This window comes from Ahrensia marina (assembly GCF_042140245.1).
In the GTDB taxonomy this organism is placed as follows: domain Bacteria; phylum Pseudomonadota; class Alphaproteobacteria; order Rhizobiales; family MH13; genus MH13.
On sequence record NZ_CP159483.1, the window covers coordinates 2096470 to 2119273 of the forward strand.

At 56.8% G+C, this 22804-nt stretch carries 19 protein-coding genes and 1 riboswitch; of the genes, 10 read left to right on the forward strand and 9 right to left on the reverse strand.

Annotated elements, in window-relative coordinates:
• Positions 1-168 precede the first annotated feature (168 nt).
• A riboswitch (glycine riboswitch) is annotated at positions 169-255 on the forward strand.
• Between the two features lie 219 nt (positions 256-474).
• The 3 genes from gcvT to gcvP are packed head-to-tail and all read left to right on the forward strand — an operon-like array spanning position 475 to position 4777.
• Positions 475-1539 carry a glycine cleavage system aminomethyltransferase GcvT gene (gcvT, locus tag ABWH92_RS10290; RefSeq protein ID WP_375574233.1) on the forward strand — a complete coding sequence of 355 codons (1065 nt, stop codon included), beginning with the start codon at positions 475-477 and terminating at the stop codon, positions 1537-1539.
• Between the two features lie 16 nt (positions 1540-1555).
• A complete protein-coding gene (gene gcvH, locus ABWH92_RS10295) occupies positions 1556-1915 on the forward strand; it encodes a glycine cleavage system protein GcvH (RefSeq protein WP_375568043.1) in 360 nt (119 codons plus the stop codon).
• 15 nt (positions 1916-1930) lie between these two features.
• A complete protein-coding gene (gene gcvP, locus ABWH92_RS10300; RefSeq protein WP_375568045.1) occupies positions 1931-4777 on the forward strand; it encodes an aminomethyl-transferring glycine dehydrogenase in 2847 nt (948 codons plus the stop codon).
• A gap of 97 nt (positions 4778-4874) precedes the next feature.
• On the opposite strand, the gene ABWH92_RS10305 is transcribed toward gcvP, so the two are convergent.
• From ABWH92_RS10305 to ABWH92_RS10340, 8 genes are all read right to left on the reverse strand, one after another.
• Entirely contained in the window at positions 4875-6344 is a 1470-nt protein-coding gene (locus ABWH92_RS10305) for a multicopper oxidase domain-containing protein (RefSeq protein WP_375568046.1), read from the reverse strand.
• A 25-nt stretch (positions 6345-6369) separates the two neighbouring features.
• Positions 6370-6555, reverse strand: a complete 186-nt coding sequence (locus tag ABWH92_RS10310) for a hypothetical protein (RefSeq protein ID WP_375568048.1) — start codon at positions 6553-6555, stop codon at positions 6370-6372.
• A gap of 41 nt (positions 6556-6596) precedes the next feature.
• Entirely contained in the window at positions 6597-6932 is a 336-nt protein-coding gene (locus ABWH92_RS10315; RefSeq protein WP_375568050.1) for a PepSY domain-containing protein, read from the reverse strand.
• Positions 6933-7020: 88 nt separating this feature from the next.
• Positions 7021-8313, reverse strand: coding sequence for a sensor histidine kinase (locus ABWH92_RS10320; protein ID WP_375568052.1), 1293 nt, complete (start codon positions 8311-8313; stop codon positions 7021-7023).
• Positions 8294-8971 carry a winged helix-turn-helix domain-containing protein gene (locus ABWH92_RS10325; RefSeq protein WP_375568053.1) on the reverse strand — a complete coding sequence of 226 codons (678 nt, stop codon included), beginning with the start codon at positions 8969-8971 and terminating at the stop codon, positions 8294-8296. Before ABWH92_RS10325 ends, ABWH92_RS10320 begins: the two co-directional genes overlap by 20 nt.
• Complete coding sequence (locus tag ABWH92_RS10330; RefSeq protein ID WP_375568055.1) at positions 8952-10286, reverse strand: ferric reductase-like transmembrane domain-containing protein; 1335 nt, start codon at positions 10284-10286, stop codon at positions 8952-8954. Before ABWH92_RS10330 ends, ABWH92_RS10325 begins: the two co-directional genes overlap by 20 nt.
• A gap of 113 nt (positions 10287-10399) precedes the next feature.
• Entirely contained in the window at positions 10400-10993 is a 594-nt protein-coding gene (locus ABWH92_RS10335) for a DedA family protein (RefSeq protein WP_375568057.1), read from the reverse strand.
• Positions 10994-10999: 6 nt separating this feature from the next.
• Complete coding sequence (locus ABWH92_RS10340; protein ID WP_375568059.1) at positions 11000-11743, reverse strand: glycosyltransferase family 2 protein; 744 nt, start codon at positions 11741-11743, stop codon at positions 11000-11002.
• 507 nt (positions 11744-12250) lie between these two features.
• On the opposite strand from ABWH92_RS10340, the gene ABWH92_RS10345 reads away from it, so the two are divergent.
• The 5 genes from ABWH92_RS10345 (at position 12251) to ABWH92_RS10365 (ending at position 17757) form a co-directional block, all read left to right on the forward strand.
• Entirely contained in the window at positions 12251-13087 is an 837-nt protein-coding gene (locus tag ABWH92_RS10345; protein ID WP_375568061.1) for a MurR/RpiR family transcriptional regulator, read from the forward strand.
• 28 nt (positions 13088-13115) lie between these two features.
• A complete protein-coding gene (locus tag ABWH92_RS10350; protein WP_375568063.1) occupies positions 13116-14237 on the forward strand; it encodes an ABC transporter substrate-binding protein in 1122 nt (373 codons plus the stop codon).
• A gap of 94 nt (positions 14238-14331) precedes the next feature.
• Entirely contained in the window at positions 14332-16077 is a 1746-nt protein-coding gene (locus ABWH92_RS10355) for an ABC transporter permease (protein ID WP_375568065.1), read from the forward strand.
• A 10-nt stretch (positions 16078-16087) separates the two neighbouring features.
• Positions 16088-17152 carry an ABC transporter ATP-binding protein gene (locus ABWH92_RS10360; protein ID WP_375568067.1) on the forward strand — a complete coding sequence of 355 codons (1065 nt, stop codon included), beginning with the start codon at positions 16088-16090 and terminating at the stop codon, positions 17150-17152.
• Complete coding sequence (locus ABWH92_RS10365; protein WP_375568068.1) at positions 17152-17757, forward strand: histidine phosphatase family protein; 606 nt, start codon at positions 17152-17154, stop codon at positions 17755-17757. Before ABWH92_RS10360 ends, ABWH92_RS10365 begins: the two co-directional genes overlap by 1 nt.
• Before the next feature lie 27 nt (positions 17758-17784).
• On the opposite strand, the gene putA is transcribed toward ABWH92_RS10365, so the two are convergent.
• Positions 17785-21249: a bifunctional proline dehydrogenase/L-glutamate gamma-semialdehyde dehydrogenase PutA gene (gene putA / locus ABWH92_RS10370; protein ID WP_375568070.1), complete on the reverse strand. Its 3465-nt coding sequence runs from the start codon at positions 21247-21249 to the stop codon at positions 17785-17787.
• A 127-nt stretch (positions 21250-21376) separates the two neighbouring features.
• Between putA and ABWH92_RS10375 the strand changes: the two genes are divergently transcribed.
• Positions 21377-21844, forward strand: coding sequence for an Lrp/AsnC family transcriptional regulator (locus tag ABWH92_RS10375; RefSeq protein WP_375568072.1), 468 nt, complete (start codon positions 21377-21379; stop codon positions 21842-21844).
• 99 nt (positions 21845-21943) lie between these two features.
• Positions 21944-22798: an ABC transporter substrate-binding protein gene (locus tag ABWH92_RS10380; RefSeq protein WP_375568073.1), complete on the forward strand. Its 855-nt coding sequence runs from the start codon at positions 21944-21946 to the stop codon at positions 22796-22798.
• The last annotated feature ends 6 nt before the right edge of the window (positions 22799-22804 follow it).

Here is a 22804-nt window from a genome sequence, read left to right on the forward strand (position 1 = left end):
CTTACATGGGCGCTGATGAAGCCGTCTTGAGCGGCGAGGTAGCCTTCACATAATGTCTACCAGCAAGACCTGAACAGGGCGGAAGGTTCAAATAGGCCCCACTTATTGCCGTTTACCCACAAGTGAGTGTCTTGTCTTTCTCAAGATGGCCACGTTAATTGAGAAAACTGATCGACGTTTGGGAGAACTGGTTAAGCCAGTGCCGAAGGAGCAACCGCCCCGGAAACTCTCAGGCAAACGGACCATCGTCGACATCTAAGCTCTGGAGAGTGGCGCATAAAGCGCGCCCGCCGAAGGGATAACGATCTCAGGCACCAAGACAGAGGGGGCATTTCGAGTGGAGACTTTTGCTCCACGCATAGAAATGCTCGTGTTTGGTTTTAGGTCAAACCGACATGCGCGGCTGGGGTTGCGAATTTGACCGAGTTACTGAAGACACCACTTTACGACCTTCACATCGAGCTTGGCGCAAAGATGGTGCCGTTTGCTGGTTATGCGATGCCTGTGCAGTTCTCGCTGGGCGTCATGAAGGAGCACCTCCACACGCGCCAGAAAGCTGGTCTGTTTGACGTCAGCCATATGGGGCAGGTGATTATCAAATGCGAAGACTATGCCGCTGCAGCTGTGGCGCTGGAAGCGCTTGTGCCGGTCAACATTCTCGGCTTGGGTGAGGGCCGTCAGCGCTATGGCATGCTGACACATGATGCCGGTGGCATCCTTGATGACCTGATGATCGCCAATAGAGGAGATCATCTGTTTGTGGTGGTCAATGCGGCCTGCAAAGCGCAGGACATAGCCTTGATGAAAGGCTCGATTGGCAATGATTGTGTGAGCGAATTCACGGACAGAGCTCTTTTGGCTCTTCAAGGTCCAGCTTCGGAGTTTGTGCTGGCAGACTTGAACGCTGATGTGCGTGACATGCGCTTTATGGATGTCGCAACGCTGACGTTAAATGGTGTGGACTGTGATGTCGCCCGTGCCGGATACACAGGCGAAGATGGTTTTGAGATCTCCGTTCCTGCGGGGGCCGCAACGGACTTAGCACGGCGGCTGCTCGACCACCCGGACGTGGAACCCATAGGTTTGGGAGCGCGTGACAGTCTAAGGCTGGAAGCCGGATTGTGTCTCTATGGTCACGATATCAGCACCGATACGACCCCCGTTGAGGCTGGCTTGGATTGGGCGATCCAAAAAGTAAGGCGCAAGGGCGGAGCACGCGAAGGCGGCTTTCCTGGCGCTGATGTTATCCTGAACGAGTTGACCGAAGGCGCGGCGCGACACCGGGTGGGCTTGCGACCGGAAGGACGCGCGCCCATGCGCGAGGGCGTGGAGCTTTTCGATCGCCCAGAGGGCCAATCACCAATTGGCCGGATCACCTCAGGTGGCTTTGGGCCAACGGTCGGTGGGCCAGTTGCCATGGGCTATGTTGCTAAGCCCTTTGATCAAGCTGGCACTCAGGTTTTTGGGGAACTTCGGGGTAAGCGCCTTCCACTCACCGTGACGCCATTGCCCTTCACACCTGCAAACTTCAAGCGCTGACATTGAGGACATCCAGATGAAATACACCGAAGACCATGAGTGGCTGAAGACCGAGAATGACCTGGTTGTTATCGGGATTACCGAGCACGCCGCTGTTCAACTTGGCGATATTGTTTTTATCGAGTTGCCAGACGTTGGACGCGCCGTCTCAAAGGGTGATGAGATGGCGGTGATTGAGAGCGTCAAAGCCGCTTCAGAAATCGCCGCGCCACTGGATGGTGAGGTGGTTGAAGTGAACGACGCCTTGGCCGAAAATCCAGAAATTCCCAATGAGGATGCAACAGGCAAAGGTTGGTTCTTCAAGGTCAAGCCGTCAGACCCAACGCAGCTTGAGGCCTATATGGATGAAGCTGCCTACAAAGCCATGATTGCCTAAACACGGGATCCAGCCATGACGTTTGTACCCACTGACTACCTGCCCTACGATTTTGCCAACCGGCGGCATATTGGTCCCTCTCCAGCGGAGATGTCGCAGATGCTGTCAGTGGTCGGCGTGGCTGACCTTGCTACGTTGATCGATGAGACCATTCCGGACGCGATCCGGCAGAAGGAGCCGCTGGACTTTGGGAGGCCAATGTCAGAACGCAAGCTTCTGCACCATATGGCCGACCTTGCCGCCAAGAACTGCGTTCTCACCTCGCTTATCGGCCAAGGCTATCATGGCACCGTAACGCCGCCTGCGATCCAGCGGAACATCTTTGAAAACCCGGCTTGGTACACAGCCTACACGCCTTATCAGCCAGAGATTTCACAAGGTCGTTTGGAAGCGCTCCTCAACTTCCAAACAATGGTGTCGGACCTGACGGGTCTGGAGATTGCCAACGCATCTTTGTTGGACGAGGCAACAGCTTGCGCCGAAGCGATGACAATGGCGCAGCGGATTGCCAAGACAAAGGCAAAGGACCGGTTCTTTGTCGACGAGAACTGCCACCCTCAGAACATTGCGGTGATCAAGACACGCGCTGAACCGCTGGGCATTGATGTGGTTGTCGGGAACCCTGACGATCTGGACGCTGAAACCGTCTTTGGCGCCATCTTCCAGTACCCAGGAACATATGGGCACCTGCGAGACTTCACCGCTCTCATCGAGAAACTGCACGCGGCCAAGGCAATCGGTGTCATATCGGCCGACCCTCTGTCTCTCACTCTGCTTAAAGAACCTGGCGCGATGGGCGCGGACATTGCTGTGGGATCAACTCAGCGCTTTGGGGTTCCGGTAGGCTACGGCGGCCCACACGCAGCCTATATGGCAACCAAAAAGCAGTATGCGCGGTCCATGCCAGGCCGTATCGTCGGCGTCTCTATCGATCGCCACGGCAACCAAGTCTACCGTCTGGCGCTCCAGACGCGCGAGCAGCACATCAGGCGTGAAAAGGCGACGTCCAATGTTTGTACCGCCCAAGCTTTGCTGGCGGTTATGGCTGGTTTCTACGCCGTCTTTCATGGGCCTGATGGCCTGAAAGCGATTGCGCAACGGATCCATCGCAAAACAGTGCGGTTGGCTGACGGATTGAGGCGCGGTGGGTTTGTCGTCGAGCCGGAAACGTTTTTTGACACGATCACCGTCGATGTCGGCCCGCTGCAACAGGCGGTTCTTAAGTCAGCTGTCGATGAAGGCATCAACCTACGACGGGTCGGCAAAACGCAGATCGGCATCACGTTGGACGAGCGAACCCGCCCTGAAACGATTGAGGCTGTCTGGCGCGCCTTTGGGATCGACGGCAAAGATGAGGATTACACCCCATCTTACATTTTGCCGGACAACCTGATCAGGACATCGGCCTATCTAACCCATCCAATCTTTCACATGAACCGTGCTGAAACCGAGATGATGCGCTACATGCGGCGTCTCGCGGATCGGGACTTGGCGCTCGATCGCGCTATGATCCCACTTGGATCGTGCACGATGAAGCTGAACTCTGCTGCCGAGATGATGCCGGTGTCATGGGAAGAGTTCTCGCTGCTTCACCCTTTCGCCCCGCAAGATCAGGCCGATGGCTACACTGAAATCATCGATGATTTGTCAGCCAAGCTCTGCGAGATCACTGGCTATGACGCCATCTCCATGCAGCCCAACTCGGGAGCGCAAGGCGAGTATGCCGGGCTGCTGAGCATTGCTGGCTACCACCGCGCCAATGGTGACACAAACCGCACGATCTGCCTCATTCCGATGTCGGCTCATGGCACCAATCCAGCTTCAGCTCAAATGGTCGGCTGGACCGTGGTGCCGGTGCAATCAGATGAAGCTGGCAATATCGATCTGGACGATTTTCGTGCCAAGGCCGAACAGCATGCGGACAGTCTTGCTGGGTGTATGATCACCTACCCATCAACACATGGCGTCTTTGAAGAAACCGTCACCGAAGTGTGCGACATCGTTCATCAGCATGGCGGTCAGGTTTACATCGACGGTGCGAACATGAACGCGATGGTTGGACTGTCACGCCCCGGTGATCTTGGTGGCGATGTCAGCCATCTGAACTTGCACAAAACGTTCTGCATACCGCACGGTGGTGGCGGCCCGGGCATGGGGCCGATCGGGGTCAAAAGCCATCTGATCCCGCACCTACCTGGTGACCCAAACACGGGTGAAGGTGCTGTGTCAGCGGCAGCTTATGGCTCGCCGTCTCTGCTGCCTATCTCACTGGCTTACTGTTTGATGATGGGCGGCGAAGGGCTGACGCAAGCAACCCGCGTTGCCATTCTCAACGCCAACTATATCGCAAAGCGTCTCGAGGGCGCCTATGACGTGCTCTACAAAGGCCCCAAAGGACGTGTCGCTCATGAGTGCATCATCGATACGCGTCCGTTTGCGGATTCTGCTGACGTAACCGTCGAGGACATCGCTAAGCGGTTGATGGACTGTGGTTTCCATGCCCCCACGATGAGCTGGCCGGTTGCGGGCACCTTGATGATCGAACCCACAGAGTTGGAAACCAAAGCCGAACTGGATCGTTTTTGCGATGCAATGCTCGCGATCCGCGAGGAGATTGCGGATATCGAGAATGGGCGGATCGATGCCCTGAACAATCCATTGAAGAATGCTCCGCATACGATGGAAGACTTGGTCAAGGAGTGGGATCGGCCATACTCCCGCGAAACCGGATGCTTCCCAGTTGGCGCCTTCCGAGAGGACAAATACTGGCCGCCAGTGAACCGCGTCGACAATGTATGGGGCGACAGAAATCTAACCTGTACGTGTCCACCTATGACCGACTACGCGGAAGCAGCCGAGTAGAAAGGTCGGTCCGGCAACGTGTTGTCCGAGACAAAGTGGCAAAGCTATCAAAGGATTGCCTTGGACAACGACCTCGAGCGTTGGTTGGATGGGACAGTCAGGTCACCGTGAATTGCCCCATCATGCCGCAGTCCTCGTGTTCTAGGATGTGGCAGTGGTACATGTAGGGGGTTTCGGCAGTCGCCTGATGGTCAAACCTCACCAGGACCTCCGACCAACCTTCCTCAACATGCACCATATCCTTCCAACCCTGCGCGTAGGCAGGGGGTGCGGCGCCCTGCTGGCTTAGAATACGAAACGAACAGCCATGGATGTGGAATGGGTGGAGCTGGTCGTCGACAGAAATGCGCCAGATTTCCTTGTCGCCCTTGCGAACCTCCTCATCGATCCGGTCCATATTCATTGGTTGGCCATTGATCGCCATGGCCCCATCACCACAGATGTTCCCCCAGGCAAATGCCAACGCGGCGAGGTCGGCACCGGTATCCATTTGAAGCTCAAACGAGCGGGTCACTGTTGCTTCCGAACGGTTCGGTGGACTGAGGTTGGCTAGCCTGTTTGGCATGGAGCCCTGGAATCCCGGATCGCCGTTTTGGGTCAGTGTGAGAGCAGTGAGCGTGGTCCCACCGCCGAACAAACTTGCGAGAAATCCTCCCTCATTGTCGCCTCCATCGAGATCCACCTGAAGCCCATTGCTCTGAATGGAGCTCATGTCCACCAGTACTTCGTAGCGTTCGCCGGGAGACATGAGAACGCTTTCCACATCAACGGTGGATGCGAGGAACCCGCCATCGGAGGCGATAACTGAGAGTGGGCCCGTTGCCAGGGAGAGCGTCAAGAAACGCGCATTGCAGGCGTTGAGGATGCGCAAACGGACAAGACCGCTCGGAACGGCCTGCGTAAGAGGCGCGATTGCCCCGTTTACGACAAGTGTTTCGCCTTGAAAACCATCTTCAAACACTTCTCCGGTGAGCTGGTAGATCATTTCGCCAGCGCCGTTGAAGGCTTTGTCCTGAAGAATAAGTGTGAAATCATCCACGCCATAGGTTTTCGGCAAATCAGCGGAGAGACTGGCGTCGTCTTCGACGAGCAAGATACCAGCCAGTCCATTGTAGGTTTGGCGGGCTGTCTTGCCGTGCGTGTGGGAGTGGAACCAGTTCATCGACGCATGCTGAACGATGGGCACGTCTGGCGACCATGTTGCGCCGTCTTCAATTTCCTGGTGCGGCCCGCCATCGACGCTTCCGGGGATGTGAAGACCATGCCAGTGCAAAGCCACGCCCTCACCGATGGTGTTGGACACATCGAACGGTAGCGTTTGGCCCTGCCTGGCACGGATGACTGGACCTAGATAGGTGCTGTTGATCCCAAAAGTCTGACTGATCGCGCCGTTCCCAAAGTCATGGTTAGATGGCGCCAGCATCAGCGGGACGCGACCGTCAATTCCGCCTGTCAAGTCCATGAGCGGTGGCAATGGAAGGGCGCGAGCGGCAGACTGCGCGTGGCTGAAACCGGCCAGTCCGAAACTAAGAGCAGTACTGCCAACCAAAAACTGACGACGGTTCATCGCGCGCACTCCTCAAATGTCTGGCTTAAACGTCGATTGTGGTGCGCTGGGGCGCAGTCAGTGTCGCGATTGCGGCCGCCAGACCACCAACAAGAGCGACGAAGGCGAAGGCCCCTACAACCGCGAGCCCGAAGCTTGCGAACAGGGCGAAAGCGGCCAAGGCGATGAAAAGGCCAACAACAGTGAAAGCTGCATTTTTAAGACGGGTCATGGGATTTCCTTTCAGGTTAAGAGATATTGTAGACAGGCTGTTCAGCCGTCGGTGTCAGAACCGGCGACAGGATCATCGGTTGGATCGTCATCGGTCCACTGGTTCAGGATCTCACCTGTTTCGGCATCAACTTTGAATTCGATCTCTTCGCCCGCTGCGTTGACGACTTCGATGTCGTACGCGGGCCGACCTTCGAACTGGTCAAGCTCTGCTTCACCAATCGTTCCCGCCTGCGCCTGCAATGCGATGGCAACGGCCTCTTCAACTGAGATGGCAGGCGCTTCAGGTGCAGTCTGTGCAAGTGCCTGCGCGGTGATAGGGGCGACCAGCAAGCTCAACGCAAGGGCAACACTGAGCGGCTTTGAGGTGGTGATCATGGTAACTCCAAGTGTTCAGATGCAGAACGTTTGCCCTGCTGACAGCTTGAAGATAGTCACTCAAGTTTGCTGGTACTTCGCGCCAGCTTTACAGTTTTGTAAGCTCTGGAAATCGCAGCGAAACCGTTAGCCCGCGCCCGTTTGGACCATCAGAAAGCGAGAGTGTTGCCGCATGCAGATCGGCAATGGCGCGCACAAGCGATAGGCCCAGCCCGAAGCCTTCGCCTTGGCGCGTCGTCTCCTGCTGATAAAGGGGCTGAAGGACCTTTTCACGTTCCGCAAACGGAATGCCTGGTCCCTCATCGCTTACAGAGACATGAGCGCCTTGGGCCCGCAAAGTGATGGTTTCTCCGCTGATGCCATGACGAAGCGCGTTCTGGATCAGATTGGCAAAGAGTTGGAACAGCATATCGGCATCGCCGCTGACCCTCGCTGGATCTGTCGTGTCGACTTGAAAAACCTTGCCGCTCGCCTCGATAACAGGGCCAAACGTCTCTTCAAGTCGACTGACCATATCCGTGAGATCAACTGCGCTGAAGGCTTCGCGTCCCGCACCGCTCTCGATGCGCGCCAGACGCAACAAAGCGTCAAAAGTGGCCGTGATCTGGTCGATCTGCTCCAACGCTTCGCCAAGTTCGTCTTCACTTACCGCGCGCTGATCTTCAGCCAAGGCAACGAGGCTTGTCTCAAGTCGTGCGCGTAGACGGGCCAACGGCGTGCGCAGATCATGTGCAATGTTCGACGATTGCACGCGCATTTGCGTCATTGCGTCTTCGAGGCGTTCAGCCGTTGCATTGATACGTTTTGCAAGAAGCGAAAGATCGTCGTCAGGACCGGATAGTGCAATCCGCGTGTCGAGATGGCCTTGAGCGATCTTGGCCAGTCCATTGTTGATCGCACCAAGTCGGGCCTGGCTACGTCGCGCGAGCCACAGGCCGGCAAGCGCTGTTACGAGCAGTGTGCCGACAAACGTCAGCTGCATCCCGCCAGCAAGAATATCACGCAACTCTTCTTGCCGCTCTGTGTTCTCGCCAAGTCGGACTTGACCTTGTTCAGTCGTCCTTACAAAGTACCGAAACTCGATGCTGCGTCGACCTTCACTGTCGATGGTCTTAAAACCCTCAGTGAATGTGCCGTCGGTCATCTCGGCAGTTTGCCCAACGGTTGGCGCAGGGAGGGCATCGCCTCGCTCAAGAGCCATTTCGGCTGCTTCCATGCGGATGATCAGTCGCTCATCGACCATGCGCAGCATCTCGCGCTGAACCAGCCAATACGTCCCACCCCATGCAATGAGCGTGATCAGGGAGAACAGCGTGAGTAGCCAGAGCGTGTGCCGAACCGCTGATAGACGGAGCACAGCCTTAGCGCGGTCGAAAAACATATCCCGCCCCGCGAATGGTTCGGATCAGCGTGTCGCCAAACGGTTTTTCGATCTTGCCGCGTAAACGGCTAATGTGGGTCTCGACAACGCTGGTCGTGGGATCGAAATTGATGTCCCACACCTTCTCAAGCAGCATGGTTCGGGTTTGGACACGGCCGTTTGAGCGCATGAAAACTTCAAGCAGCAAGAACTCCTTTGGATTCAGATCAAGGGGCTGGCCCTGTCGCAAGCAGGTTCGTTTGTGCACATCAATCTCAACATCACCCGCGACTAATCTGGACGACTGTTCTTCACTCCCTGTCTGTCGCCGAGTGATCACCTCAATACGGGCGACAAGTTCACTGAAGGCGAAAGGCTTGGTCAGATAATCGTCACCGCCTGCCAGCAACCCTTCGACGCGGTCGTCAACTTCGCCTTGTGCTGTGACGAAGATCGCCGGCGCGGCAACCTTCGCCTGGCGCAATGACTTAAGAACTGACAAGCCATCAAGGCTGGGTACCATCCGATCGAGGACGAGCACGTCGTACTCATGCCCCATCGCGGCAAGCAAAGCCTCTTTTCCATCGGTGAACAGATCAACAATGTGACCCGCTTCAGTCAGGCCCTTCTCCATCCATGGGCCAAGCTTGGCGTCATCCTCAAGAACCAGCAACCGCATGCTGAAGGCCTTTCCTGCTGGCTATCCATTGCTGGGCCACGTTTAACACGGGTTGACCGATGTAGATGAGATCCGTGATGCCGTACGCACCTCGAAAGTCAAAGCGTTCTGTGTGGATACGCCCATTCATACCGGCAGCCAACCAGATGTTCTTCACAAGCGTTTTGAGGCCTTCGGGGCCACACACATAGACCTGTGTGTTCGCCGCCATTGTTCGAACGATATCTGCCAAACGGCCCTCGGTTAGCCGGTCGCCGCTCCGGTCGTGCAGAACAACCAAATCCACTTGTGGCAATCGCGCCGCGTGCCGTTCCACATCGTCAATGGCGCCAGCACTCTCACGCGATCGAATGCAGTAGATCAATGTCACCCGCGCGGCACTGTCAGGTTCCATCTGTTCCAACGACGCCAGGAACGGTGTGATGCCAACGCCGCCAGCGACCCAAAGCTGCTCCGTTCGCTTCGCTCCGATTTGCGGCAAGAAACGTCCCACGCCGGCGCTCAGGCGGAGTTCATCGCCAGCGGAAATGTTGCGTACAAAGTCACCGGTCCAGTCGCCTGCAGCGCGGATGACGAAACGTCGAGAGCTTTCATCGCCTCCGGCTATGGTAAAAGGGTGGGCCTCTGCGCGCGCTTGGTTGTGGGCCAGCGTTGCGAACTGACCGGGTCGGAACGACGGGAGAGCAGCGTCAGCACGTAAGGTCACGTCAACACCGCCTTCAAAAGGCTCGGCGCGTTCCACTGTGACCAGCCGTGTTGGTGTCCGCTTTCGCAGCAGAGTTCGAATCCATGCCAGCAAACCGATCACCGATACGACAGCCATCAGTGTCCAAGGAGCTGCGCCGACGGCCAGAGGGCTGGCGACAAAAAAGGTATGGTAAGCCGCGAGAAGAAAGACTGGACCCATAAGCATGTGGCTTGCCTTCCACAGGTGATAGGGGATCGCACGCACGAGTGCTGCGGCGGTCATAAGGACCAATCCGAAGGCGGCAACCGTACCCACGCCTTCGCCGCTTTCGGCAAGGACTGGAAGAATTCCAGCGCCAACAGATGATGCCAAAGCCCAGTGCCCAAGAGCGCCACAAATTGCGAAGAAACCCAGCCAGCGGTGCGCCACATAAGACTTGTCCGGCCCGCCCATCAACCGATCCACGATCCGCCAGCGCGCCGCAAGGATCAGCGTGAGCGCCATGGATGACATGGATAGCGCTCCAAGCCCTGCTGGCAGGATGTTCGCGGCTGGAACGAACGGTGCGACAAGGGTGACGTGGGCCAGGATAAAAGCAATGGCGACAGAGATGGTTTTCATGGACATTGAGAGCTCCAACTATGACTGGAGGCAATCTAGGCGGCGATCTTCAAGCCAGCCTGTTCGCAACTATACAATTCTGTAAACGGGTCTTTCAGACCGAAGGGCTGCGATGTCATTCAAGGCGTGCGTGTTCTTTTCTGCCATGCGATTAGAGCCGCTGCGCCGACGACCAAACCAGCGGCTAGCGTCGGCACGAGCCAGTTCGCGAACGGCTTCAGCACGACAAAGGCCTGCTGCCCAACCGCCCCAATGATCAGAAACTGACCAACGCCGAGCAAGACACCAAAAGCAGCGGCGAACACAAACCTTGGCGCGGGCATCGACAATGTGCCCGCCAAAAAAGGCGTGATCCAAGCCACGGGGCCAAGCAACCGGGATATAACGACGAACATGACGCCGCGCTGTTCCAATGCCTTTTTTGCTCGCCGCCAAGCCAAACGGCGTTTGTGTGTCTTTAGCAGCGGGAGAGATGCGCGCGGGCCCATCCGCCTTCCCAGGTAAAAACTGGTGAGGTCGCCGGCCCACGCGGCAATCAGAACAATAAGCGCTGGATGTGTCGCGCCGTTGGACGCAAAGGCAGCTCCAGCGGCGAGAAAGGCGATCTCGCCGAAAACAAAGAAACCAACACCAATCAGCGTGTCGCCAAAGGCAATGAAAGCCAAAGCGAACAGGCCGCCAATGCTGTCGAGGTGAACAAGGTAGTCCGACACCGTTGTTTAGTTTCGCGCGTAGTGACCGAACTCGTATTTGATTTCTTGGTTGTGCAGCTCACCGATCAACATCCGTCTGGCGTTGGCGTGCAGATATTTGAAGCCCGTTGCAAACAGGCCGTCTTGCTCCAGTCGACGTGGATCGAACCGAAATCGTTCGCGTAAGATGCCAACACGTTGGCGATCATGCTTGAATGCTCTCAGTGTGTAGTGGCAGTCTTCGCAAAGGCTTAGAGTTTCGTCGAAGCCACCAACTGTTCGATGCATCTGTGGCGTGGAAAACAAGCAGGCGCCGATCGCCGTTGGGAAAACACGAGACGTCAAATGAATGCCTATGTTGAACAGAGCAAAGCTAGCACGGTAGGCCCAAGGTAGATCATCTCCGTGCATACAAATGATGCCCACATCAAGTTCTTTGGTATCGAGTTCCTGTATGGTTTCTTCAAAGAAGTCTGGGGCTAAGCGCGTGTCGGCGTCGAGGAACACAATGCGCTCTCCGCGCGCAACGGCAGCGCCCGTGTTTCGACCGAGACTGACGCCGCGACGGTCCATCTCAACGATGCGGTAGCGGCTAAACTTGGCAGACCATTTGCGCGATGTCTCGATTGTCGCGTCGCTACTACAGCTGTCTACGTGTATGACCTCAAAGTCTGTCCACGTCTGTCGGGAGAGGTCGCTGAGAAGACGCGGCAGTCTGGTCTGCTCATTGAGCGTTATGATCACAACTGAAAGTTTTGGGTACTGCATCATTCAAGGCTCCTTTTATTCCAGGAGCAATGATGTAGCGCCGAGACCTCGCACCAGTTTCGCGCTGGCTATACAATTTTGTAAGTCTTGTAGTCCGCATGGGGTGAGGGCCGACAACAACGCGTGGGATGCTTCGCCGTTGGAACAATGCGCGCGAGCTGTGTTTGCGACGTTGACATTCATGCGCAAGGGCACCGAACGTCAGTTGCTTGTCGGTGTTGGCCCTTTGTTGCAACGCAGCTGGGAGCGGTGAAGCCCAAGGTTGTTACTGAGAAGAGCATTCGCTCGGCTCTGAACCTCTCCTGTCAAATCTCGCATCCATAACCATTTTGGGGATTCCCAACCTCAATCGGCTACCTTCCCTTCGCGTCTCACGACCTGTTTTGACTTTCAAATCGCGTTTTTTTTTTGCACCGATACTGGCAAAAATGCAAACTGTCTTGCAATTGTCACATAGTTCTGCAAGTATCCTTGCAGGAACGGTGACGCAAACGATTTCTGTGAGTTTTTATGTCCGTTATTGAAACCATCACCAATAGCACCCAGAGCCTGACGCCCAACGAGAAGCGTCTGGTGAAAGCGGTGATGGATCGTCCTGCAGATGCCGCGCTGGGCACTGCAAGTGATCTTGCAAAGGCAACGGGCGTGCATGAGGCCACCGCATCTCGCCTTGCGCGGAAGCTTGGCTATGCTAGCTATGCAGCCTTTCGCGATGCGCTGCGTGATGAGTTCATTGCAACGCGAGAGACGGCGACCCGCTTTGAAAAGACCATTGCTGAGACCAGCTCTGACACGATTCTGGGCAGTTTGATCCAGGAAGAGATGCAGGCGCTTGGTCGGATGGAATCTTACCTATCGGCCGATCAAGTCAACGCTGTTGCGACACGCTTGATGGCTGCGCGCCGTATCTTTGTTTACGGCACTGGTAATGCTGAGATCTTGGCGCTGTTGATGCTCAAACGATTTCGTCGCTTCGGCAAGGATGTTCACAAGCTTGATCCGGACTCTCGCAGCCTTGCCGAACAGGCTGTTGGAATGCGCGAAGGTGATGTCGTTCTCACGTTCGTTTTTCGCCGCGCTCCCAAAGGCTATGTGCCACTGATTGAAACGGCGCGCGATGCCGGTGCAACCAACATTGTGATCTCTGGGATCACAGGAACCACGCTCTCCCCCCGACCTGACTTGAGCCTGGCGGCGCCACGTTCGGGTCATCCCGACGCCTTCCAAACACTCACCGTGCCGATGGCCATTTGTAATGCTGTTGTCATCGCGGCGGGTCTAACTGCGAAAGAGGAATCCCTGCAGAAACTCGAGAAGCTGGGCCAGCTGATCGAGCGGTTTGAATAACCAAACAAGACACCTATCGGAGGAAAAAATGCGAGTTTTTCAAGCAACGTGCTTCGGCGCGATCGCTACCCTATTGTCTTCAGCCGCGGTGGCTGATGGTCACCTCGACACTATGTCGGCAGAGGATTTGCTGCCATTGGCACAGGAGGAGGGCACGGTAACAGTCTACTCCTTCACCAGCCGTATTGGCCGGGTCGAAGCTGCCTTTGAGGAAGCCTATCCAGACATCGATCTGCAAGGCTTCGACATCTCATCAACGGAGCAGATTGCCCGCCTTCGCGCAGAAGCGCAGGCTGGTGTCACCAATGCTGACGTCATTTACATTTCTGACACACCGGTGGTTCTGACCGAGCTTTTGGAAACCGGCATCATTGGCCCTTACGTGCCGCCGCGCGTCGCTGACCGCGTGCCTGACGAGTTCCAATCGCCCTTGTTGGCGCAACGCCTTTCCACCAAGGTGCTGATGTACAATGAAGAAGCCAATCCAGACGGCGCTCCAGTTTCCAACCTCTGGGAATTGACAACGGATGAGTGGACCGGCCGCGTGGTGATGGTCGACCCACTGCAACGTGGAGACTATCTGGATCTGATGACTGAGATTGTCCTGCAATCGGATGCGATGGAATTGACCTATGAGGAGCTGTTTGGCGAGGCCATCGACTTGGATGGGATGGCCAATGCCGGTGAGAAGTTCATCGCTGACCTCTTTGCCAACGATTTGATCTTGGTCTCGTCAACCGACGATGTGAACGCTGCTGTCGGTCGCCTCGGCCAAGACAATCCACCGGTTGGGTTCACCAGCTATTCTGACCGCCGTGACAATGAAGAAGAAGGCTGGGCCCTTCAGGTGGCCAACGATGTCGCACCGTCTCCAGGCATCATCTTTCCGGCCATCGTTGCGCTTGCTGCCGAGCCCAACAATCCGGCGGCTGCGCGTCTCGTCATCGATTTTCTAATGGGCGATGAGAGCGAAACGGGTGGCCCGGGCCTCGCACCGTTCTATGTGGCGGGCGACTATGTGACCCGTACCGATATCCCTCCGCATCCTGACGCGGTGCCGCTGGAAGACTTCAACGCATGGCGCATCCAGCCTGCCGAAACGGCCACCATCCGGGCTGATGTCGGTGATTTGGTGCTGACCCTGCAATAGGTTTCACCGCAAAGACCGCCGGTCGGCGCAGATGATGCTCCGACCGGCGCTGTGATACCCTTTCCTAGAACGCCAAAGAAAAAAGAGACCTGCCATGGCCACCGCTGCCATGAGCGGACCGGGACGACGCGTCTATTTTCGGCAAGGCACGGTGCTCAAAGTTGCTGTGCTCGCCATCCTGATTGCGCTGATTGTGCTGCCCTTGTTGCGCACGGTCCTGTTCACGCTCCAGCCTGAAACAATCACCGCGTGGTCGGATGTTCTGACCGGACGTTTGTCGGAGAACCTGTTCTACAAGCCGCTCACCAACACGCTGATCATCGGTGTTGTTGTTTCCAGTGCCTGCGTCCTGATTGGTGGATTCTTGGCGTGGCTGGTCGTGATGACCAATGTGCCGTTCCGCAAGACGATTGGCGTGATGGCAACGCTGCCTTTTATGATCCCCTCTTTTGCAGCAGCTCTGGCTTGGGGTTCTCTCTTCCGCAATGACCGTGTTGGCGGGCAGGTTGGCTGGTTGCAAGGCATGGGCTTGGATATCCCTGATTGGCTTGCCTGGGGCATGGGTCCCACGCTGATCGTGCTGACGCTGCACTATTTCTCACTTGCCTTCACCATCATTGCGGCCTCGCTCGCGACCGTGAACTCCGACCTTGTGGAGGCCGCGCAGATCGCAGGTGCCAAAGGCGGTAAGATCCTGATGGGCATCATTCTGCCCGTGACCACACCAGCTTTGGTTGCGGCTGGCTCGCTCTGCTTCGCTGGGGCCGTGTCGAACTTTGCAACGCCCGCGCTGCTTGGCTTGCCGGTGCGTATGCAAACGCTTTCCACCCGTCTGTTCGGCATGATCGAGGTGGGGCAGGTGAGCCGTGGCTACGTGATCGGCATCTTGCTTGTGCTGATCTCCGGAGCGTTTTTATGGGCTGGCAACCGTATCGTTTCCGGCCGTCGTTCCTATGCGACGATCACCGGTAAGGGTGGGCGCGCGAAGCGATTTGATCTGCGCACCAGTCGTTGGCCGCTTTTCATCGTCGCCTTCATCATTCTGATGGCGGCTACCGTGGTACCGGTGATTGTTCTGATCGCCTCCAGCTTTGCGCCGTCATCTGCCGACCTATTTGCCAACTGGACGCTGCACTACTGGATCGGCGAGTTTAGTCCGGACTTCGCGCAGGGTATTCCTGGCATCATCCACAACAACGATATTGTTCGTGCTCTGCTTGTTACGTTGGCACTGGGCTGCGCGGTTGCTGTGACCGGCATGTGTGTGGGGCTTCTCACGTCTTACACGGTGGCGCGCTATCGCGAGGGCCTGATGTCGGCAGCGATCACGCAGATCAGCTTCCTGCCATTGCTGGTGCCCGGTATCGCCTTTGGCGCCGCCTACATTGCCTATTTGGGTGCGCCCATCGGCCCATTCCCGGCGCTCTACGGCACTTTCGCGCTGCTGGTGATCGCCGGTACGGCCTATCTGCTGCCTTTCTCGGTTCAAACGGGCCGCGCTGTTATTCAGCAGGTTGGCGGTGAGTTGGAAGAAAGCGCGCGCATCACGGGTGCGAGCTTCTTCCGGCGGCTTGCCTCGATCACTGTTCCGTTGGCCGTGCGCGGCTTGGCAGCGGGCGGCATTCTGGTGTTCGTGAAGATCATCCGCGATCTCTCGCTGGTGGTGCTTCTCTTCACCCCGACAATGCCAGTGCTTTCGGTTGTCGCTTATCGCTATGCCTCAGAAGGCTTTGCGCAGTTCGCCAACGCCATCACGGTCATCATTTTGATGATCTCGATTGCGGCGACGCTGATCGCCAACGCCTTGCAAACCAAATCCCAGCCCTGGCTGAAGAATTAGAGGGCCGCTCATGCTTGAGATCAAAAACATCACGAAACGCTTTGGTGACGTTGAAGCCGTCAAAAATGTTTCAATCACCGTGCCGGATGGTTCTTTTCTGGTTCTGCTTGGCCCATCCGGTTGTGGGAAGACGACACTTTTGCGCATGCTGGCGGGGCTGGAACATCCAAGCGAAGGTCAGTTGATATTTGCCGGTCAGACGGTGTCGGACGGCGACAAGAACTGGACGGTGGACCCTGCCAAGCGCAACTCCGGCCTGGTGTTTCAGTCTTATGCGCTGTGGCCGCATATGTCGGTGCGTGGCAATGTGGAATGGCCGCTCAAGGTCGGTCAGATGAGCAAGGCTGAACGTATCGCTCGCGTTGATGAGGTGCTGGAGCTGCTCGACATCCACCAACTTGCTGAGCGCTACCCCAATGAGATTTCGGGCGGTCAGCAACAGCGCGTTGCAATTGCCCGCACGATTGCTCCTAAGCCCGGCGTGCTGCTTTTTGATGAACCATTGTCGAACCTGGATGCCAAATTGCGTGTCGAAATGCGCACCGAGCTGATGCGTCTGCACCGGGCGACCGGGGCGACCACGGTTTACGTGACGCATGACCAGATCGAAGCGATGACCATGGCGACCCATGTTGCGGTGATGAACCATGGCCGGTTGCAACAGTTCGGCACGCCGAATGAGCTTCTGGAGAGCCCAGCAACATCGTTTGTGGCAACCTTTGTCGGTACGCCACCCAACAACATGATCCCGGTCGTGAAAAACGGGTCTGGTTACAAGGTTGGTCCCAAGCACATGCCGTTTGAACCACCGAAGCAGACACCAGAGTCGCTCGCCATGTTCCGGGCTGAGGCTTTGCACGTGCGCTGCGAGGAAAGCTCCACAAGCCTGCCGATGGAGTTGGTGGAAATGAGCGCCATTGCTGGGCGCACCATGGTGACGGCTTTGCGTGATGGGCTGCGGCTGACCGCTATCGTCGACGATGCGCCCAAAGTGCGGATCGGAGAGACGGTGCATATGGAGCTTCCCTCCCAGCCTGCCTGCTGGTTTGGCCAAGATGGCGAGAGGCTCATCTGATGCGGTTGCTTCTGGTCCGCCACGGACAGTCAGAGTGGAACGCATCGCACCGTCTTCAAGGTCAGGCTGATATCAGCCTTTCCGATCATGGACGTCATCAGGCTGATACTTTGCGCCCGGTTATTGAGGGAGCCAAACCCTGTCGGGCGATCTCTTCCGACCTTGCGCGTGTCCGCGAGACGGCCGAGCGTATCGGCGCGGAAAACCCGCGCTTCTCCGCCCGCCTGCGTGAAATCGATGTGGGTGATTGGACGGGTCGTTCCATCGAAGATATCCAGGCGAGCGATCCGCAAGGGTATCTGGGCTGGCGCGCTGGCACCCAAACTCCACCTGGTGGCGAAACCTGGGACACCTTTGCTGACCGCGTTTGCACCGTGATTGTGGACGAACAGCAAGACCCTTGCGAGAACCTTCTCGTGGTCTGCCATGGAGGGGTGATCCGGGCCATCTTGCAGCGTTTCTTGAACCTGCAACCGGCCAATATCATTCCTGTTGGACCGGCCAGCCTGACCGCTATGCGTCTTGCCAATGGATCGGGCAAACCAGCGCGGCTGGAGCTTTTCAACTATCGACCGGACACGTTGGAGTTTGAAGCGCCAGATTAAGCTGGCGTGTCGGCTCGCTTATCAGCGCTAGCTTGCTTCAGCGAGTAGGCTGGCATTGCCGCCAGCTGCCGTTGTGTCGATACAGACATGGCGTTCCAATCGGCACCATCGCGCGAAGTCCTGCTCCGCAAGCAGCGGTATGATGGGGCCATCGCGCGATGCCAGCACTTTTCGAAGCTGCCTGAGATGCGTGTCTTCGGCAAAGCACACAACGGCCTCAAATCCGCCGAGCTCAGCAAGGGCGGCCGGTGGAAGGCCACCGTGCGCCCCGTCTTTGCTGGCGAGCCCATCGGCGACGCAGACGGCTGCGCAACCATTTTCACGGACCAATTTGGCCTGCAATGCAGCATCCTCAGGCGTTGGGCCAAGGCAAAGCACCGTACCGCGACCATGTTCGGAGAGCCGATTGGACTCGCCCGTTGGCCCTGGCAATGACGTGGTGGATAGCGACTGCGGATCGGTTTTGGCGTCATCAAGCAGGCATTGGACGGTGTTTGTGTCGGCGGTTCTTGGTGCGCCAAGCTGGCTTATGGTTCGTTCGGGCCTTGTAAAGCGCGCGACATAGTTTGGTCCGCCTGCCTTTGGCCCGGTGCCCGACAGGCCCTCGCCACCAAAAGGCTGCGAGCCAACAATGGCGCCGATCTGATTGCGATTTACATAAATGTTGCCTGCTTCAATTTCGCTGGAAAGAAGCTGCACACGATCATCAATGCGTGAATGGATGCCGAACGTCAGGCCGTAGCCGCTGGCGTTGATGTCTTTGATCACGTCTTGAAGATCAGCCGCTTTGAACGTTGCCACGTGAAGGACGGGACCGAAGATTTCCTCCTCAAGGTCGGCGATGCCTCCAACCTTGATCACTGTTGGTGCGACGAAGATCCCGGTTGAGGGGGCATTGTTTCTTTTCAGAACTGCGCCTGATGCTTCGGCCTTTTCGATATGGTTCAGGATGCCTGCGCGCGCTGCCTGGTTGATGATGGGACCCACGTCGGTTGAGAGGTGCCAAGGGTTGCCAATGACGAGTTCATCCATGGCACCGAACAGCATGTCCAAAAACGTGTCGGCAACATCGTCCTGAAGATAGAGAATACGGAGCGCTGAGCAGCGCTGACCGGCCGATTGGAAGGCGGAAGCGACAATGTCTTTGATCGCTTGTTCTGGCAGCGCTGTGCTGTCAACGATCATGGCATTGAGGCCGCCGGTTTCTGCGATCAATGGCGCGGTTGGCTCACAATGATCGATCATTGTGCGGTGAATAGACTTTGCTGTGGCCGTGGAGCCGGTGAAGCAAATGCCGTGTACATCGGGCGAAGCGGTAATACGTGCACCGACAACCGATCCCGCGCCCGGTACCAATTGTAGCGCGGTTTTGGGAACACCCGCTCGGTGAAGAAGCTGCACGGCAAGACCTGCTATGAGGCCGGTGGGCTCGGCGGGCTTGGCGAGCACACCGTTGCCCGCCGCCAGTGCCGCTGCGATCTGTCCAGTGAAGATCGCTAACGGGAAGTTCCAGGGAGAGATGCAAGAAAAGACACCGCGCGCCGGCGCGTCCAACTCAGAGGTGCCTGCCGCGTAGTAGCGCAAAAAATCAACAGCTTCACGCAACTCGGCGATGGCATCTGTTGGTGTTTTGCCAGCTTCTCGGGCAAGAACGGCAAAAATCTCTCCAGCGCATGTCTCGTAGAGATCGGCCGCTTGTTTGAGAGTTTCGGCGCGCTGGTTGGGTGATGCTGCCCAGGGCTTCGCCAAGCGCAAGGCCGTTTCGACATCGGCCTTCGAGCAGCTTCTCAAGGTTCCAACCACATCACTTGGATCGGCGGGATTGTGAACGGGTTCGGCTGCCTCGCCACCGGCAGCTTCGGCGAGGATTGGGCCTGTCTCCCACTGTGTTGCTTGAAAAGGCGCGCGCAGCTGTTCGTAGGTTGCAACATCCACCGGGTCTTTGAGATCAAAGCCATGAGAGTTTGTGCGCTCGGGCGCGTAAAGGTCTTTTGGCAGAAGGACAGGCGGTTGCGCGGTTTTTACCGCTTCGAATGGATCTTTGGCAATCAGATCGGCGGGCACGTCGACATCCACGATTTGATTGACGAAAGAACTGTTGGCTCCGTTCTCCAACAATCGCCGCACCAGATAGGCCAGAAGATCACGATGTGGACCAACGGGCGCATAGATCCGACAACGGGCATCTCCCGTTTCCCTGACCACATCGTAAAGGGCTTCGCCCATGCCGTGGAGCCGCTGAAACTCAAAGGCGTCTTGGTTCTCTGCCATTTCCAGGATGGCGGCCACCGAATGGGCGTTATGTGTGGCGAATTGGGGGTAGAGCCTGTCCGTGAGCCGCAGCAGACGGTGGGCGCAGCAAATGTAGGAAACATCGGTGGCTGGCTTGCGGGTAAAGACCGGGTAGCCTGATAAGCCTTCAACCTGCGCGCGCTTGATCTCGGTGTCCCAGTAAGCGCCCTTCACCAACCGCACCATGATCTTTCGATCATGCTTCTCAGCCAGCGTATAAAGCCAGTCGATCACCGGCAGAGCCCGCTTGCCATAGGCTTGGACGACAACGCCGAAGCCATCCCAGCCCGCCAGTTCTGGATCGCTAAGAACAGCCTCGATGACGTCCAGACTGAGGTCCAAGCGGTCAGCCTCCTCAGCATCCACGTTCAGGCCCATTCCGGCTTCACGGGCCATTCGCGCAAGCTGGCTTGCCTGTTTCACCAACTCGTCCATGACGCGGTCACGCTGGCCGAGTTCATAGCGTGGATGCAGGGCTGACAGTTTGATCGAGATGCCTGGGTTTTGTCGGATGTCTTTGGATCGACACTCGCCCGATAAGCGCTGGATGGCGTCAGCATAAGCATCGAAAAACGCCTGTGCGTCGCGTTCTGTGAGCGCTGCTTCGCCAAGCATATCGTAGGAAAATGTGTAGCCAGCCTTCTCTGCGCTCCGCCCACGTTCGAGCGCCTCATCAATCGTCTGACCAAGCACGAAATGGCCACCCAGTTCCTTCATCGCGCTTGTCACCGCCATACGGATGACAGGTTCACCAAGACGCTTGAGCGCGGATTGGAGTACCGCCGCTGTGCCCTTGCCATCGGACAGAACTTTGCCCGTCAGCATCAGCGCCCATGTTGATGCGTTGACCAGTGATGAACTGGACTTGCCCAGATGTTCGCCCCAGGCGGATGGTGCGATCTTGTCCTCAATCAGTGCATCAATGGTGTCGGTATCCGGCACGCGCAGCAGCGCCTCGGCAAGACACATCAGGGCAACGCCCTCATCGGTGGAAAGCCCATACTCGGCTAGGAACACTTCCATGAGGCCGGGCTTTTTGACCGCCCGTATCGCCTGGACAAGATCGATGGCGCGCTGTCCCGCTCTATGACGTGTGTCATCTGAAATTACGGCAGCTTTCATCAGCCGGTTGAGGACCAGGGCTTCTTCTTCAAGCGTCTGATGCCGAATGGTTTGTCGATGGTCCTCTAAGCGCGTCATCACAGCTGCCCTTGGTGGTCAAGATTTGCTTGGCAGCATAGCCTGATTGAAATAGGCAATTGGCCTGTATGTTGTCTCTATTTAGAGAAAACGACCTTAAAATGTCCTTGCAATAGGTGATTATAGAATGAATGCTGGTAATCACAGTCAACTAGACCGCTATGACTGGGCTATCCTCGACGTGCTTTCGGTGGAGGGGCGTTTGCCAATCACTGAGCTTTCCAAGCGTGTTGGACTGTCCAAGACGCCATGTCAGAACCGTTTGAAAAAGCTCATCAACGAAGGTTACATCGTTGGCTTTCGTGCGACGCTCGACCCGCGTAAGCTTGGTCAAGAGCATGTTGCTTTTGTTGAGGTGAAGCTCTCGGATACGCGTGAAGCCGCCCTAAAGGATTTTAATCAGGCAGTTATGGCAACACCTGAAATCGAGCAATGCCATATGATTGCAGGTGCGTTCGATTTTCTGCTTAAAGTAAGGACGAGCGATATGCGCGACTACCGCCTGGTTTTGGGCGAGAAAATCTCCGCGCTTCCTCACGTGGCCAACACGTCGACACACGTTTCGATGGAAGCGGTTAAAGACGCATCGTTTTGATCGCAATGTGTTGAGAAGACTCAACAATTGACCGTCGCAGGCTGGACAATTTTGCAGCGCATGCGAAACCTAAGACCAAACGTATATGGAGCCCCCATCATGAAAATGTTGACCTCTGGTTTTTCGGTTCTGGCGCTGACGGTCCCAGCCCTCGCAATGGCGACTTTTGCGACGGGTTCGGCCGTAGTACACGATCACGCAAGCTGCGCTGCGGGCAAGACTCTGGAGGAGGGCGTGTTGACCATCGCCACCGGAAACCCCGCCTTTTACCCGTGGGTACTGAATGACGACCCGGAAAGCGGCGAAGGGTATGAAGCCGCCGTTGCCTATGCCATCGCCGAAGCCATGGGCTTTGATGCGGACCACGTGACCTGGGTGCGCACATCTTTCGATGAGGCCATTCAGCCCGGCCCGAAAGACTTTGACTTCAACATGCAACAGTATTCCATCACTGAAGCGCGCGAACAGATGGTTGATTTCTCGCTGCCGTATTACACCTCGGCGATGGCTGTGCTCACCACGCAGTCTGTTGTTGACGCTGGGCTTGAACCCAATGTGAGTTCGCTGCAAAGCGCCGTTTGGGGAGCCCATTCGACGACGACCGCTTTGCCGATGCTCAACGAGATTGTTCAGCCGGAACGCGACCCTTTGCTCTATGGCGACAATGTAGATGTGACAGCAGCCATGCAAGCCGGCCAGATTGATGCGGCCTTGTTCGATTTGCCGACCGCGCTTTATCTGGCTGCCGTTGTGGTCAATGACGGCGTAATCCTTGGTCAGTTCACTGCTGAGCGCTCGGAGAATCCCGATCAGTTCGGGCTTCTGATGGAAGAAGGCAGTCCACTGAAGGAGTGTGTGGATGCGGCCATCACTGAGCTGACGGAATCGGGCGCTTTGGCGGCCATCGAAGCGCAGTGGCTGCAAGAGGCCACTGGTGTGCCCGTCATCGAATAGATGGCG

Bases quoted from the DNA above. Each gene is read 5' to 3' on its own strand.
- ABWH92_RS10360 (WP_375568067.1), top strand. From the start codon at position 16,088: ATGCTTGAGATCAAAAACATCACGAAACGCTTTGGTGACGTTGAAGCC.
- ABWH92_RS10315 (WP_375568050.1), bottom strand. From the start codon at position 6,932: ATGATCACCACCTCAAAGCCGCTCAGTGTTGCCCTTGCGTTGAGCTTG.
- ABWH92_RS10320 (WP_375568052.1), bottom strand. From the start codon at position 8,313: ATGTTTTTCGACCGCGCTAAGGCTGTGCTCCGTCTATCAGCGGTTCGG.
- ABWH92_RS10355 (WP_375568065.1), top strand. From the start codon at position 14,332: ATGGCCACCGCTGCCATGAGCGGACCGGGACGACGCGTCTATTTTCGG.
- ABWH92_RS10380 (WP_375568073.1), top strand. From the start codon at position 21,944: ATGAAAATGTTGACCTCTGGTTTTTCGGTTCTGGCGCTGACGGTCCCA.
- ABWH92_RS10330 (WP_375568055.1), bottom strand. From the start codon at position 10,286: ATGTCCATGAAAACCATCTCTGTCGCCATTGCTTTTATCCTGGCCCAC.
- ABWH92_RS10305 (WP_375568046.1), bottom strand. From the start codon at position 6,344: ATGAACCGTCGTCAGTTTTTGGTTGGCAGTACTGCTCTTAGTTTCGGA.
- ABWH92_RS10365 (WP_375568068.1), top strand. From the start codon at position 17,152: ATGCGGTTGCTTCTGGTCCGCCACGGACAGTCAGAGTGGAACGCATCG.
- ABWH92_RS10340 (WP_375568059.1), bottom strand. From the start codon at position 11,743: ATGATGCAGTACCCAAAACTTTCAGTTGTGATCATAACGCTCAATGAG.
- gcvH (WP_375568043.1), top strand. From the start codon at position 1,556: ATGAAATACACCGAAGACCATGAGTGGCTGAAGACCGAGAATGACCTG.
- ABWH92_RS10310 (WP_375568048.1), bottom strand. From the start codon at position 6,555: ATGACCCGTCTTAAAAATGCAGCTTTCACTGTTGTTGGCCTTTTCATC.
- putA (WP_375568070.1), bottom strand. From the start codon at position 21,249: ATGACGCGCTTAGAGGACCATCGACAAACCATTCGGCATCAGACGCTT.
- ABWH92_RS10325 (WP_375568053.1), bottom strand. From the start codon at position 8,971: ATGCGGTTGCTGGTTCTTGAGGATGACGCCAAGCTTGGCCCATGGATG.
- gcvP (WP_375568045.1), top strand. From the start codon at position 1,931: ATGACGTTTGTACCCACTGACTACCTGCCCTACGATTTTGCCAACCGG.
- ABWH92_RS10350 (WP_375568063.1), top strand. From the start codon at position 13,116: ATGCGAGTTTTTCAAGCAACGTGCTTCGGCGCGATCGCTACCCTATTG.
- ABWH92_RS10375 (WP_375568072.1), top strand. From the start codon at position 21,377: ATGAATGCTGGTAATCACAGTCAACTAGACCGCTATGACTGGGCTATC.
- gcvT (WP_375574233.1), top strand. From the start codon at position 475: ATGGTGCCGTTTGCTGGTTATGCGATGCCTGTGCAGTTCTCGCTGGGC.
- ABWH92_RS10345 (WP_375568061.1), top strand. From the start codon at position 12,251: ATGTCCGTTATTGAAACCATCACCAATAGCACCCAGAGCCTGACGCCC.